11 protein-coding genes, 1 pseudogene and 1 riboswitch are annotated in these 13,562 nt (G+C 71.5%); of the genes and pseudogenes, 7 read left to right on the top strand and 5 right to left on the bottom strand.

What is annotated here, in order from left to right; translation table 11 throughout:
- Positions 1 to 6: 6 nt before the first annotated feature.
- The 4 genes and pseudogenes from ACZ5NH_RS23730 to fahA all read right to left on the bottom strand — a co-directional run bounded on the left by ACZ5NH_RS23730 (position 7) and on the right by fahA (position 3,572).
- Positions 7 to 255 carry a HEAT repeat domain-containing protein gene (locus ACZ5NH_RS23730; RefSeq protein ID WP_468777892.1) on the bottom strand — a complete coding sequence of 83 codons (249 nt, stop codon included), beginning with the start codon at positions 253 to 255 and terminating at the stop codon, positions 7 to 9.
- A 26-nt stretch (positions 256 to 281) separates the two neighbouring features.
- Positions 282 to 800 (bottom strand): annotated as a pseudogene (locus ACZ5NH_RS23735) (GntR family transcriptional regulator); the annotation flags it as partial.
- A 135-nt stretch (positions 801 to 935) separates the two neighbouring features.
- Complete coding sequence (locus ACZ5NH_RS23740) at positions 936 to 1,874, bottom strand: M56 family metallopeptidase (RefSeq protein WP_468777894.1); 939 nt, start codon at positions 1,872 to 1,874, stop codon at positions 936 to 938.
- 480 nt (positions 1,875 to 2,354) lie between these two features.
- Positions 2,355 to 3,572 carry a fumarylacetoacetase gene (gene fahA, locus ACZ5NH_RS23745; protein ID WP_468777896.1) on the bottom strand — a complete coding sequence of 406 codons (1,218 nt, stop codon included), beginning with the start codon at positions 3,570 to 3,572 and terminating at the stop codon, positions 2,355 to 2,357.
- Between the two features lie 304 nt (positions 3,573 to 3,876).
- Between fahA and ACZ5NH_RS23750 the strand changes: the two genes are divergently transcribed.
- The 3 genes from ACZ5NH_RS23750 to ACZ5NH_RS23760 all read left to right on the top strand — a co-directional run bounded on the left by ACZ5NH_RS23750 (position 3,877) and on the right by ACZ5NH_RS23760 (position 7,311).
- Positions 3,877 to 5,121, top strand: coding sequence for a carboxylate--amine ligase (locus ACZ5NH_RS23750; RefSeq protein ID WP_388621014.1), 1,245 nt, complete (start codon positions 3,877 to 3,879; stop codon positions 5,119 to 5,121).
- A gap of 47 nt (positions 5,122 to 5,168) precedes the next feature.
- A complete protein-coding gene (locus tag ACZ5NH_RS23755) occupies positions 5,169 to 6,371 on the top strand; it encodes an FAD-dependent oxidoreductase (protein ID WP_468777898.1) in 1,203 nt (400 codons plus the stop codon).
- 127 nt (positions 6,372 to 6,498) lie between these two features.
- Positions 6,499 to 7,311 carry an HAD family hydrolase gene (locus tag ACZ5NH_RS23760; protein ID WP_468777899.1) on the top strand — a complete coding sequence of 271 codons (813 nt, stop codon included), beginning with the start codon at positions 6,499 to 6,501 and terminating at the stop codon, positions 7,309 to 7,311.
- A 169-nt stretch (positions 7,312 to 7,480) separates the two neighbouring features.
- On the opposite strand, the gene ACZ5NH_RS23765 is transcribed toward ACZ5NH_RS23760, so the two are convergent.
- Entirely contained in the window at positions 7,481 to 7,975 is a 495-nt protein-coding gene (locus tag ACZ5NH_RS23765; protein ID WP_468777901.1) for a transglycosylase SLT domain-containing protein, read from the bottom strand.
- Between the two features lie 3 nt (positions 7,976 to 7,978).
- A riboswitch (cyclic di-AMP (ydaO/yuaA leader) is annotated at positions 7,979 to 8,160 on the bottom strand.
- A 603-nt stretch (positions 8,161 to 8,763) separates the two neighbouring features.
- On the opposite strand from ACZ5NH_RS23765, the gene ACZ5NH_RS23770 reads away from it, so the two are divergent.
- From ACZ5NH_RS23770 to ACZ5NH_RS23785, 4 genes are all read left to right on the top strand, one after another.
- Entirely contained in the window at positions 8,764 to 9,774 is a 1,011-nt protein-coding gene (locus ACZ5NH_RS23770) for a polyprenyl synthetase family protein (protein ID WP_388619446.1), read from the top strand.
- 569 nt (positions 9,775 to 10,343) lie between these two features.
- Positions 10,344 to 11,543 carry a LolA family protein gene (locus ACZ5NH_RS23775; RefSeq protein WP_468777903.1) on the top strand — a complete coding sequence of 400 codons (1,200 nt, stop codon included), beginning with the start codon at positions 10,344 to 10,346 and terminating at the stop codon, positions 11,541 to 11,543.
- A 71-nt stretch (positions 11,544 to 11,614) separates the two neighbouring features.
- Positions 11,615 to 12,646: an ABC transporter ATP-binding protein gene (locus ACZ5NH_RS23780; protein WP_468777905.1), complete on the top strand. Its 1,032-nt coding sequence runs from the start codon at positions 11,615 to 11,617 to the stop codon at positions 12,644 to 12,646.
- Positions 12,633 to 13,550, top strand: coding sequence for an ABC transporter permease (locus ACZ5NH_RS23785; RefSeq protein WP_468777907.1), 918 nt, complete (start codon positions 12,633 to 12,635; stop codon positions 13,548 to 13,550). Before ACZ5NH_RS23780 ends, ACZ5NH_RS23785 begins: the two co-directional genes overlap by 14 nt.
- Positions 13,551 to 13,562 lie beyond the last annotated feature (12 nt).

The raw sequence follows: 13,562 nt of genomic DNA on the forward strand, positions 1-13,562 counted from the left end.
TCGCCGTCACAGCGCCCGGGCCGCGTACGCCCTGACGTCCGCGTCCGTGTCGGCCGTGGCCATGGCGAGGGCCACGCGGGCCTCCTCCTCGGCGCGGTGCCGGGTCAGGGCCAGCACCACCGCCTTGCGGACGTCGGCGTTGGGGTCCGCCAGCGCCTTGGCCATAGCGGGGACGGCTGTCTCGGCGGACGCGGCCGACAGCGCGGTGGCCGCGCCGGAGCGGACCTGCCAGGCCGGGTCGGACAGCGCGGCCACGACACGGTCGGCGAGCGGCCCCGGGCGGTGCCGAGGTCGAGCGGGATGTAGATGAGGTCGAGGGAGAGAGGCAGGCCGTTGAGACGGCGCAGACGCTCGAGGTAGAGGACATCGGCGCCGGCTGGGAGGTGGAGGCGGTCGGCCACCGCGGCGGGTGCGGGTGCGGGGCCCACGGTGCGGACCTCGTTGGTGACGCGGCCGTGTTCACGGAGGGTTTCGGCGAGGCCCATGAGACGGTCGAGCCCGTGCGGGTACTTCCGGGCGACGACCACGGTGCCGGCGCCCGGCAGCCGTTCCACCAGCCCCTCGGCTCTGAGGAGGTCCAGGGCCTGGCGGACGGTGTTGCGGGAGGCCCGGTAGTCGGTGGCGAGGGTCGACTCGTGGGGGAGGGGGCCGTTCTGGAAGGCGCCGGTGAGGATCTGGTGGCGCAGCAGGTCGGCGAGCTGCCGGGCCCGGTCCGCACGCAGCCGTCGACGCGTGCGGTGGGCGGCGACGGTGGTCGCGGCTCCCTGACCGGCGTGGTCGCGGAGGCGGTCGGTGGGCGGCTGGCTGGAACCATACCTACTCGGTAGGGAATGGCGTGTTGCGGCAGTGTTGCGCCAGGTGAGGGCGCCTCGGATACGGCTCTGAGCTGCTGGTTTTCCTCCCCGGGCGGGAAGATCTGCCACCCGGTCGGCCGGTCAGGACAGTGCCGTAAGCCCTGGGGCGAATGTGATCAGGAGCGGCAGCAGCGGTACGAGGGCCGCCACCGTCGTCGTCAGGGCCCGGTGCCGGCGCAGCAGCCGCGGCGGCGGTTCCAGCAGGCGGTCCACGCGTTCGCCGAGGAGGCGGCGGCTGGAGTCGCAGGACAGGACGCCCCGGTGCTGGTTCAGCTCGATCAGCGCCAGGGCCGTGGTGAGGTGGCCGCAGCGCCGGGACGCCGTGTCGTCGGCGGCCAGTTCCACCAGGCGGTGCGTCTGGTCGCAGAAGTGGGCGAACAGCGGCACGCGCGGGAAGCCCGTGGCGAGCGCGGTGGACAGGTGCAAAAGCCAGTCGTGGTGGGCACGCGCGTGCCCGCGTTCGTGGGTGAGGACGGCGTCCAGCTGGTGGTCGGTGAGCCGGTGGAGCGCACCGGTGGTGACGACCAGCTGCGGCGGGTGTCCCGGCATCCACCAGGCGTCCGGGTACTCGTCCTCCAGCACCAGCATCGGGCCGCGTGCCGCCGGGAGTCCGGCCGGCAGGTCGGGGGCGCGCTCTCGCAGCTGCGCGCGGGTCTGGCCACGGCTGCGGCGGGCCTCGACGAGCTCCCGCGCCAGCATCGCCGTTGTCCAGGCGGCCCCGCAGGCCAGCAGCACGGTGAGGGTGGCGGCCCACACTGGTGCCGAGGACAGGTCGTAGGCGGCGGTGACGGAGGGCGGCGCCGGGGCGAACACGCGATCGCGAACGGTGTGGAAGACGGCCGCCGTGCCCAGGACCAGTGCGGCCAGGCAGCACAGCAGGACGGTGGCGACCAGGCATTGCCACACCCACAACGCGACCACGGGTTCCCGTTCGGTCCAGGCGGCACGGGTCAGCGCGCGCGGCGCCGGCAAAGCGGCCGTCAGGGCGACGACGCTCAGCAGGAGCAGGCAGACGGTCATGCCGGGGCTCCGGTTCCTGGTCGGAGAGTTGTGCGGGTGTCGGGTGGTGCGGTGCGATGCGCCGAGGGCGCCTCGCGTGGTGCGTGTCCGCTCAGTATGACGGTGCGGGGCGGCGAGAGTCAGGTCTCGGCATGGATCCGTCGGGCCGTTGCGGCCGCACGCTCTCCCCGGCGTCCGGCTTGCCCGGTTTCCGGGGCGGAGGCCTTACGGCTCCGGGTCCCGGAAGGCCTGCCGCACCGCCTCCAGTACGGCGTCCGCTCGGAACCCCAGGGCCGCTGCCCAGGCCATGGAGTCCCTGTTCTCCCTCGGTGGGTTCGGGCGCCTCACGGTGGCGGGCGACCGGTGGCAGCGAGGCGGCGTGCCGCGAGCCCGGTGGTGCGGAGGGTTTCCCGGGTCGGCGCGGTCAGCGCGTCCCTGCCGGGACGCTGGTGACCGCGCACAGGCCGAACGCCGGGATGGTGTCCTGCTACGAGCTGCCGGTCAGCCCGACACGACCCGCCCGCTGACCTCCCCGAGCCCGACTCGGCGCCCGTGCGCGCCGGGGGCCCAGGCCGACAGGGTCACCACATCCCCGTCCTCCAGGAAGGTCCGCTTGCCGTCCGGGAGTTCGAGGGGGTCGCGGCCGTTCCAGGTCAGCTCCAGCAGCGAGCCGCGCTGAGCCTCTTCGGGGCCGCTGACCGTGCCCGAGCCGTACAGGTCGCCGGTGCGCAGCGAGGCGCCGTTCACCGTCATGTGGGCGAGCTGCTGGGCGGCGGTCCAGTACATGGTCGAAAAGGGCGGCTCGGAGACCACGTGGCCGTTGATGGCGACGGAGATCCGCAGGTCGTAGCCGCCGGGCTCGATACCGGGTGCCGAGTCGTCCAGGTAGGACAGCAGCGGGTGCGTGCGCTCCGGAGGCGCCACGCGCGCGTGCTCCAGCGCCCCCAGCGGGGTGATCCATGCCGACACCGAGGTCGCGAAGGACTTCCCGAGGAAGGGGCCGAGGGGGACGTACTCCCAGGCCTGGATGTCCCGCGCGGACCAGTCGTTCAGCAGGCACAGCCCGAAGACGTGGTCGCGGAAGTCCCCGAGCGCGACCGGCCTGCCCAGCTCGGACGGCACGCCCACGACGAAGCCGACCTCGGCCTCGATGTCCAGCCGGATCGACGGGCCGAACACGGGCGCCGGGTCGGCCGGGGCCTTGCGCTGCCCGGACGGCCGTACGACGTCCGTGCCGGAGACGACGACCGTGCCGGAGCGGCCGTGATAACCGATCGGCAGATGCTTCCAGTTGGGCGTGAGGGAGTCCTCGGCGTCCGGACGGAAGATCCGGCCGACGTTACGGGCGTGGTTCTCCGAGGAGTAGAAGTCGACGTAGTCCGCCACCTCGAAGGGCAGGTGCAGGGTCACCTCGGACAGGGGGTGGAACAGCGGCTCGACGGCCTCGCGGTGCGCGGGGTCCGTGACCCAGGACGTGACGGCGCGTCGTACCTCCGACCAGGCCGGGCGGCCGGCGGCCAGCAGCGCGTTGAGGGTGGGCCGCGCGAGCAGCGCGTGGTGCGGCGAGCCGAGGGCGGCGGCCGCGGCGCCCGCGTCGAGGACCTGGTCCCCGAGCCGGACACCGACCCTCCGTTCCGTGCTGCCGGAGGGCGAGAACACGCCATAGGGAAGGTTGTGCGGGCCGAAGGGGTCGCCCTCGGGGACGTCGAAGGGGGGCATGGGGTGCTGCCTCACTCTCATCCGGGCCGTGCATGGCGATCGTTCCATGAAGTCGCGCCACACGTTACGGCCGCGATGCGTGTCTTGGGCAGAGCCCTCTGCAGCACCCGCCACGGTGTCCGAAAGATGTGTGTCACAGGGTCTTCGAAAGGTTGCTCGCACCCTGTCTAAAGAGTTCGCAATGTCCGAATAGGCCTTGTCGGAGGCGGCAATTCCGGCTTAGCGTCCTTTGGGACACGGACGGGGTGGGTCCGTTCCATTGGGGGGACACGTGGGGGGACCCGTGGCCGGAGACACCGTCGGCGTGCCGTTCGAGGCGGACCGGGACGTACCAGGACTGATCGTCAAGTTCGGCGACTATCCGCTGCACCACGGCGGCGTCGGCGCGATCCGCAGCCTGGGCCGGCTCGGCGTGCCCATGTACGCCATCACCGAGGACGCGTACACGCCCGCGGCCTCCTCCCGTTATCTGAAGAAGGCCTTCGTGTGGCCGACGACCGGTGCGGAGGACCAGGGCCACCTGGTCGAGGGCCTGCTGCGGATCGGCCGCCGGATCGGCCGCCCCGCCGTCCTCGTCCCGACCGACGAGGAGGCCGCCGTACTGATCGCCGAGCACCAGGACGATCTGGCTGGTTGCTTTCTCTTCCCGCGCGTGGACCCCTCGCTGCCGCGCCGGCTCGCCAGCAAGCAGGGTCTGCACGAACTGTGTGTGGAGCACGGCATCGCGAGCCCCGCGTCGGCGTTCCCGGAGTCGTACGAGGACATCGTCGCCTTCGCCGACACGGCCCGCTTCCCGGTGGTGGCCAAGAACCGTGAGGCGTTCGTCCGGCGCAAACAGCCCGCAGTCAACGGCACCACGCGGATCGCCACCCGCGAGGGCCTGCTCGCGCTCGCCCGCGACTGGGGCGAGCGGCCGGGGGTGATCCTCCAGGAGTACCTGCCGCGCGAGGAGGCCGAGGACTGGATCGTGCACGCCTGCTTCGACCAGGACGCGAGCCCCGTCGCCCTGTTCACCGGGGTCAAGGTCCGCTCATGGCCGCCGCACGCCGGCATGACGGCGAACGCGTACGTCGTCGACAACCCGGAACTCACCGACCTCGCCGCACGTTTCATCAAACAGATCGGCTACAGCGGCATCATCGACCTCGACCTGCGCTTCGACCGGCGCGACGGACAGTACAAGCTCCTCGACTTCAACCCGCGCATGGGCGCCCAGTTCCGGCTCTTCGAGAATGAGTCGGGTGTGGACGTCGTACGCGCGATGCACCTGAATCTGACCGGCCGCCCCGTTCCGGAGGGGGAACAGCGCGCCGGCCACCGCTACATCGTGGAGAACATCGACCTCCCCGCCCTTCTCGCCTACCGTCGCAGCGGCTACACGACGCCGCACGCGCCGGCGAAGGCGAGCGGGACGGAGCTGGCCTGGCTCGCGGGTGACGACCCGCTGCCGTTCCTCACGATGCTCGCCCGCTTCGTGCGCCCGGGCGCGAAGCACCTCTATCAGCTGTGGCGGACCAACCGCCGCGGCAGCAGCACCTCCACGAAGTAGGCAAAGCCACACAGAGAGTGGCGCACCATGTCCTGGGGAGGGACTTCGTGACTCGACCGGTTGCAATCATCGGGGCCGGGCCGTTCGGCCTGTCCACCGCCGCCCATCTGCGGGCGCGCGGTATCCCCGTCCGCGTCTTCGGCGACCCCATGGTCAGCTGGCGCGACCACATGCCCGAGGGCATGCTCCTGAAGTCGACGCCCGCCGCCTCGAATTTCGACTGCCCACAGCCCGGCCACACCCTCGGCGACTACTGCGACGCGGCCGGCATCCGCCGCCTGGTGGGCGACGAGGACATCATCCCGGTGGGGACGTTCATCGGCTACGGCGAGTGGTTCCAGCACGAGCTCGTCCCCGACCTGGAGCGGGTGCGGGTCGTCTCCGTGGACCGCGACAAGAGCGGCGGCTTCGAGCTGAAGCTGGACTCGGGGGAGATGTTCACCGCGCGCGCGGTCGTCGTCGCCACCGGCCTGTCGGGCCTGGCGCACCTGCCGGCGGAGCTCGCGGGAGCCGCGGCCGACGGTCCGGCGCCCACCGGCCCGGTCTCGCACAGCTCCCAGCACCACGACCTGAGCCGCTTCGCCGGCAAGGAGCTCATCGTGGTCGGTGCGGGCCAGTCCGCGCTGGAGACGGCGGCGCTCGCCGCCGAGGCGGGGGCACGCGTGCGTGTCGTCGCGCGCGGCCGCGGCCGGGTCGCCTTCGGCGCGCCGCCCTGGAAGCAGTCGAAGCTGCGCCCCGAGTCCCCGTTCGGACGCGCCTGGTCGCTGTGGGCGTTCAGCTACTACCCGCACCCCTACCGCTACCTGCCCGAGGCCACCCGCCACTTCCTGGTCCGCCGGGTCCTCGGTCCGCTCGGCGCCTGGTGGCTGCGCGAGCGCTTCGAGAGCGCGGTGCAGGTGCAGGACGTGGAGCGGGTCGTGAACGCCGAGGCACCGGGCGGCAGCCCCGTCCTCACCGTCCGCACCCACGGCGGGCACACCGAGCGGCTCACCGCCGACCATGTCATCGCCGCCACCGGCTACCGGGTCGACATCGCGGCGATGGACTTCCTCGGGCACGAACTGCGCACCCGGCTCGCGGTAAGCCGCGGCACGCCGAAGCTCGGACCCGGCTTCGTCTCGTCCGTTCCTGGCCTGTACTTCACCGGTCTGCCGGCGGCGTCGTCGTACGGACCGGTGATGCGCTTCGTCTGCGGCACGGAGTTCGCCTCACCGCGCCTGACGAAACACCTGGCGGCGGCCCACGGCTGAGACCTCCTGCAAGCCCTGTCGCCCTTCTCAACGAGGAGCCGACGGGCACTACTTGGGGTGGACCAGTACGTAAGTGCGCAGGGCGACAAGGTGAGTCGGTGGGGCTCAGTATCCGTATTCTCTGATCATGGCAGCCTCCCCCACATATTCACTGATCGCCACCGACTTGGACGGAACACTGCTGCGCGGCGACGACACCGTCTCCGACCGGTCGCTCGCCGCGCTCGCGCGGGGGGCGCGGGCCGGTGCCCGGCACCTGGTGGTGACGGGCCGCCCGGCCCCGCGGGTGCGGCCGCTGCTGGCGCACCTCGGCTGCACGGGGCTCGCGGTGTGCGGACAGGGTGCACAGGTGTACGACGCCGGGACCGGCCGCCTGCTGTGGTCGGTCCGGCTGGACCGGGAGCTGGCCGAGACGGCGCTCGGCAAGATCGAGGCCGAGGTGGGGCAGGTGTACGCGGCCGTCGACCAGGACGGGGTCGACGGGCTCACGCTCATCGAGCCCGGGTACCGGATGCCGCACCCGACCCTGCCCGCGGTGCGGGTCGGCCGGCGCGACGATTTGTGGTGCGCGCCGATCAGCAAGGTGCTGCTGCGCCACGCATTCCTGTCGGACGACGAGTTGGCGGAAGCGGCGCGCGCGGTGGTGGGCTCGCTGGCCACGGTCACCATGTCGGGGCCGGGGACCGTAGAGCTCCAGCCGTCCGGGGTGACCAAGGCGACCGGTCTCGCGCTGGCTGCCGAGCGGCTCGGGGTCGCGGCGGAGGAGGCGCTGGCGTTCGGCGACATGCCCAACGACATCCCGATGTTCGACTGGGCGGGACATGGGGTCGCCATGGCCAACGCGCATGGCGAACTGAAGGCGGTGGCCGACGAGATCACTCTGTCGAACGAGGACGACGGCATCGCCGTCGTCCTCGAAAGGCTGTTCCCGACCGACTGACCGGCACATCAGTACGCGGCCGTCCTCGGTCCGTACGCAGCCGTCCCCGGCCCGTAGTCGGCGTCCTGGTGCACGACCGTCTCGGGAAGAAGCGACGGCCGCCCGGTGCGCCCCTCCGTCAGGTGTGGGCGCACCGGGCGGCCGATGCCGTGCCGGCCGGCGGGACCGGTCAGTACGCGCTGGACACGTTGTCGATGGACCCGTACCGGGCGGCGGCGTAGTTGCAGGCCGCGGTGATGTTGGCGACCGGGTCGTACGGATTGAGGGCGGTGCCTGCCACGTGGTACGCGTTGAAGGTCGGGTCGATCACCTGGAGCAGCCCCTTGGACGGGATGCCCTTGGCGGCGTTGGAGTCCCAGAGGTTGATGGCGTACGGGTTACCGGAGGACTCCCGCATGATGTTGCGGTAGATGCCGTTGTAGGTGCCCGGGATGCCCTTCTGGGCCATGATCGCGAGGGAGTGGCGGATCCAGCCGTCGAGGTTGTTCGGGTACCCGGCGAGGGTGGTGGAGGCCGGCTTGGTGGTCGTCGTGCCGGTGGCCGCGGAGGCGCCGGCGGCGCCGATGAGCGGCAGGGCGAGGACGGCGGCTCCGGTGCCGACGACGGCGAGGGTGCGGGTGAGACGGTTGGTGCGGGGGCGGCGGTGCCGAGCGGCAGAAGGCATGGGAAGTCCTCTCCGTCGCCTACGAGGTGAGCTGTCGGGTTCGGGCGGGGAGGTGCCCGGCCGCGCCTTCGTGAGAAGGCACGGCTTCACCCCTAGCCGTCCCGGTGCGGCGTATGCCGACCGGTCAGGCGACTTACCTGGGTCCCCCGCTCCTGCCGTACGAATGAGTTCGTCGATGGGTCACACGGGCGGCGGCAGGATTCGGCGTCCGCCCGACGGCCCGGAACGTATGCGAGAGCACATGTCCGAAACAAGTACCTGATGCGCACAATGCACTATTTGACCTTGGTCTGTGTCATATGGGGTACTTGATCCTTTGCGGCTGCCAACCCTCAACTCGCGGACGGTGCAAGGGGGGAAGGGGGTTCGGTGGGCGTTCGGTGCCAGAGGTCACCGTGACCCAATTCACTAAATAACAAAGTATTTCAAATCGGACAAGATGGATTCGAGTGGATCGGTGGAAGCCCGCGGCGGACGCCGTGACGGAGCCCATGGCGGAACCCGTGACGGAACCCCCGGTGTGGCGCCCGTCGTTGTCCGGGGTGTAGGCATTACTCCGCTCGCCCCTCGGTTCGCGACAAAGTGTGTGGGTTCCTGTTAAGTCGACAAATGTCCGCTCTTATTACTTGATCAAAAACATACCGGTCGTGATCTGATACCGCCCAGGCTGGACCGGTGGGCGCTATCGGTGATCGAACAGGGACCGGATACGCTGACTTGAGTGATGGCAGCGACCTATCGACAAACCGTGTAATCGCCAGCAGACACCAGCAGACAGGAGACCCCTCGTGACCGTCGTCGGGCCGTTCGGGCTGAGCGTGCGGGACCAGGCTCTGGAAGCCGATGTCCAGGCCGGATTGGCGGCTGTCGAGGAAGGCTTGCTCGAGGCCACCAAGAGCGAGGTCCCGTTCATCACGGAGGCCGCGCAGCACCTCGTACGAGCCGGCGGGAAGCGGTTCCGGCCGCTGCTCGTAATGCTCGCGGCCCAGTTCGGCGATCCCTACGCGCCGGGCATCGTGCCCTCGGCCGTGGTCGTGGAGCTGACCCACCTGGCCACGCTGTACCACGACGACGTCATGGACGAGGCAGCCGTGCGGCGCGGCGTGGACAGCGCCAACACCCGCTGGGGCAACTCCGTCGCGGTCCTCACCGGCGACTTCCTCTTCGCCCGCGCCTCCCAGATCCTCGCCGACCTCGGCCCCGAGGCGGTCCGGGTGCAGGCCCTCGCCTTCGAGCGGCTGGTCACGGGCCAGATCCTGGAGACCGCCGGTCCCTCCGACGGCCGTGACCCGGTCGAGCACTACCTGGACGTGCTCGGCGGAAAGACGGGCTCGCTGGTGGCGGTCTCGTGCCGGTTCGGCGCGATGATGTCCGGTGCCGACGAGACGGTCGTGGACGTGCTCACCCAGTACGGCGAGCGGCTCGGGGTCGCCTTCCAGCTCGCCGACGACGTCCTGGACATCGCCTCCGACTCGCAAGAGTCCGGCAAGACCCCGGGCACCGACCTGCGCGAGGGCATCGCGACCCTGCCCGTGCTCCGGCTGCGCGAGCGGGCGGCCCGGCTCGGCCTGGCCGAGGACATCGCCCTGTGCGAGCTGCTGGACTCCGATCTCAGTGACGACGCCCGACACGCCGAGGCGCTGGTCGCGCTGCGCGCCCACCCCGCGCTGGAGCAGGCCCGCCGGGACACCGTGCGGTACGCGGAGGAGGCGCGGGCCGCGCTGGCGCCGCTGCGCGAGTGCGACGCCAAGGCCGCGCTGATGGAGCTGTGCGACGCGGTGGTCCACCGCGCCGGCTGACCGGACGCCTGTCACACACCGCACCACAGCTCCGGCCGCGCCCCGGGCGCGATTGCGGGTCCTCCGTCGCGCCGGGATTCCGGCCGTGCGCCTCGCAGCGTTCAGGCCGTGCGCCCGGGGCACGCTTCCGGCTGTCCGTCACTCCGCGTTTCCGGCCGTGCGACTCGCCGCGTTCAGCCCGCGAGCCCCGGGATGTCTCCAGCCGTGCCCCTCGCCGCGCTCAGGCCGTTCCACGGGCCGCTGGGTCGGCGCCCTCGGCATGCCTCCGGCCGCCCGTCGCGCAACTCCTCCAGCTCTGCGATCCGTACGCCCATGAGTCCGTACGCCCCCCGCGCTCCCGTACGGCCCCCCTTTCCGGTGAGACCCCTACGGGTTGGGGGAGTTCCTGCTCCCGCGTGTCATACCCCAGTCGTATGCGGAGTTGGCCCCGAGGTCTGACGCTTCTTCATGGCCGATTTGGTGAGATGGAAACCACGGAATTCACCACCCCTCACCGATTCGGGTGAGAATGGCGGCTCTGATGGACCAGCGTGAGAACAGCCGCCGCCGACGACGGAGGTAAGGCACACATGGCACCGTACGAATCCGACGACGCAGTGGACGCCGCTCGGGACGAGGAGCGGCACGCCCGACGCCGCAGGACGGCCCGTTACGCGGTCCCGGTCGCCGTGGTGGGGGTCGCCGCGGCCACGATCGGTCTGGTCCCGGCGCTCGCCGCTTCCGGTGACCCCGACCTGCCCAGGATCACCGCACAGCAGCTCATCGAGAAGATCGCCAAGTCGGACGTGCAGCAGCTGTCCGGCACCGTGCGCACCGACACCGACCTCGGCCTGCCCGACCTCGGTGGCCTGGCGAACAACCTGGCCCCCGGCGCCGGCAAGGGCTCCGGCGACGGCTCCTCCGCCGACCCGCAGTCCCAGTTCACCTCGCTGGTCTCCGGCACGCACACGTTGCGCGTCGCCGCCGACGGGCCCGAGAAGCAGAAGCTGTCGCTGCTGGAGAGCGGCTCCGAGTACAGCCTCATCCACAACGGCAAGAACGTATGGGGCTACAACAGCAGGACCAACGAGGTGTACCACGGCACCTCGGCCGACTCCGGCAAGGACCGCAAGGCCGAGACCCCGGCCACGCCGAAGGACTTCGCCGACCAGGCGCTGAAGTCGGTGGACGGCACCACGTCCGTCACGGTCGACGGCACCGAGCGGGTCGCCGGCCGCGACGCCTACAAGCTGCTGATCAAGCCCAGGCAGTCCGGCACCACGGTGGGCGCCATCAGCATCGCCGTCGACGCGAAGACGGGCATGCCGCTGAAGTTCACGCTGACGCCGAAGAGCGGCGGCGCCGCCGTCCTCGACGTGGGCTTCACCCAGGTCACCTTCGGCCGGCCGGCCGGCTCCACCTTCGCCTTCACCCCGCCCAAGGGCGCCAAGGCGACGGAGGAGAAGCAGGACTCCGCGGCTCGCAAGCACGCGGCCCAGCCCGGCGAGGACTTCGCCAAGGGCATGAACGGCGCCGATGTCCTGGGCAAGGGCTGGACGTCCATCGCCACCTTCGACAGCGGCGCCAAGGGCGGCCTGCCGACCGGCTCCCGGGGCGGTGACCTCGGCGGCTTCCTCGGCTCGCTCGGCGACAAGGTCTCCGGCAAGTTCGGCAAGGGCACGGTCTTCTCCACCCGCCTGGTCAACGCCCTGATCACCGACGACGGCAAGGTCTACGCCGGCGCGGTGACCAAGGACGCCCTGGTGAAGGCGGCGAACGCGGGAAAGTGACCCCGTCCGGGAACTACGGACCGTGACCGTACGTTCACTCTTCAAGGGAGGCGCGGATCGAGGGGGAGCCGATGGACGGACCGTCCGCCATGGAGCGGGAGGCGGGGGAGGCGCGGAAGCGTGCCCCCGGGCAGGCGGAGGCCGCGGGGAAGCCTGCTCCGGGGCCGACGGAGGCGAGCGTCATCGCCACCCGCGGCCTCACCAAGCGCTACCGCGGCGGACAGCTCGCCGTCGACGGCCTCGACCTGACCGTCCCGGCGGGCAGTGTCTTCGGCTTCCTCGGTCCGAACGGCTCGGGCAAGACGACCACCATCCGCATGCTGATGGGCCTGATCGAGCCCACGGCGGGCACGGCACACGTGCTGGGCCGCCCGATGCCCCGAGCGGACCGGTCCGTCCTCCCGCAGGTCGGCGCGCTCATCGAGGGCCCCGCGCTGTACGGCTTCCTCTCCGGCCGGGACAACCTGCTGCGCTACGACGCCGCCGACCCGACCGCCGACCCGCGCACCCGGCACGCCCGCGTCGCCGCCGCCCTGGACCGGGTGGGCCTCGCGGCCGCCGCGGGCAAGAAGGCGAAGGCGTACTCGCTGGGCATGAGACAGCGCCTCGGCCTGGCCGCCGCGCTGCTCCAGCCGCGCCGGCTGCTCGTCCTGGACGAGCCCACCAACGGTCTCGACCCGCAGGGCATGCGCGAGATCCGCGCCCTGATCCGGGAGCTGGCTGCCGACGGCACGACCGTCTTCCTCTCCTCCCACCTCCTCGACGAGATCGAGCAGGTCTGCACCCACGCGGCGGTCATGGCGCGGGGCCGGCTCATCACCCAGGGCGCGGTGGCCGACCTGGCGGCCGGGGCGCGCGGCCGGCTGGTGGTGACCACCCCGGATCCGGCCGAGGCGGCCCGGGTGCTGAAGGAGCAGGGGGTCGGGGACGTCACCGCCGACGGCGACCGGGTCACCGGCGAGCCACCCGGGCGGGACCTCGCCGAGGTGAACGCGGCCCTGGTCGCGGCGGGGGTCCGGGTCCGGGGGTTCACGGTCGAACGGGCCTCGCTGGAGGACGCGTTCGTGGCACTGACGGGGGAGGGCTTCGATGTCGCGGGCTGACACGGCCTCGGTGAGCGGTACGGGTCCCAGGTCCGGGACGGCCCCCGCATCCGCAGTGCGTCGGCCGAGCCCGCTGTGGACGTTCGGGCTGCTGCGCAGCGAACTCGTCACGACCCTCCGCCGCTGGCGCACGCTCGCCCTGCTCGGGGTGCTGGCCGCCGTGCCGGTGCTGGTCGGGATCGCGGTGAAGATCCAGACGCGGGGCGGCAGGACGGTGGACCACAGCGGCCAGGGCCCGGCGTTCATGACGCAGATCACCAACAACGGCCTCTTCCTGGTGTTCACGGCACTGGCCGCGACCCTGCCGTTCTTCCTGCCGATGGCGGTCGGGGTCGTCGCGGGCGACGCGATAGCCGGCGAGGCGGGGGCGGGCACCCTGCGCTATCTGCTCGTCGCCCCGGCCGGCCGCACCCGGCTGCTGCTCACCAAGTACACGACGGTGATGGCCTTCTGTCTGCTGGCCACGCTGGTCGTCGCCGGCTCGGCGCTGATCGTGGGCGCGCTGCTCTTCCCGCTGGGCGACCTGACGACCATATCCGGCACGCAGATCAGTTATGCCGAGGGCCTCGGCCGGGCCCTGCTGATCGCCCTGGTGGTCGCCGCCTCACTGGTCGGCGTGGCGGCGCTCGGTCTGTTCGTGTCGACCCTCACGAACAGCGGCATCGCGGCGATGGCGACCACCGTCGGCCTGGTCATCACGGTCCAGATCCTCGACCAGATACCCCAGTTGCACGCGCTGCGGCCGTACCTCTTCTCGCACTACTGGCTGTCCTTCGCCGACCTGGTGCGCGACCCCGTCTACTGGGACGACCTGGTGAAGAACCTCGGCCTGCAGGCGCTGTACGCGGCGGTGTTCGGCTCGGCGGCCTGGGCGCGGTTCACGACGAAGGACATCAGTGCCTGATCCCTCTGGGCC

Source organism: Streptomyces sp. NPDC031426 (assembly GCF_055581585.1).

Excerpts from the sequence above, each read along its gene's own strand:
- ACZ5NH_RS23775 (WP_468777903.1), top strand. The coding sequence starts at position 10,344 with ATGGCACCGTACGAATCCGACGACGCAGTGGACGCCGCTCGGGACGAG.
- ACZ5NH_RS23760 (WP_468777899.1), top strand. The coding sequence starts at position 6,499 with ATGGCAGCCTCCCCCACATATTCACTGATCGCCACCGACTTGGACGGA.
- ACZ5NH_RS23740 (WP_468777894.1), bottom strand. The coding sequence starts at position 1,874 with ATGACCGTCTGCCTGCTCCTGCTGAGCGTCGTCGCCCTGACGGCCGCT.
- ACZ5NH_RS23765 (WP_468777901.1), bottom strand. The coding sequence starts at position 7,975 with ATGCCTTCTGCCGCTCGGCACCGCCGCCCCCGCACCAACCGTCTCACC.
- ACZ5NH_RS23785 (WP_468777907.1), top strand. The coding sequence starts at position 12,633 with ATGTCGCGGGCTGACACGGCCTCGGTGAGCGGTACGGGTCCCAGGTCC.
- fahA (WP_468777896.1), bottom strand. The coding sequence starts at position 3,572 with ATGCCCCCCTTCGACGTCCCCGAGGGCGACCCCTTCGGCCCGCACAAC.
- ACZ5NH_RS23780 (WP_468777905.1), top strand. The coding sequence starts at position 11,615 with ATGGACGGACCGTCCGCCATGGAGCGGGAGGCGGGGGAGGCGCGGAAG.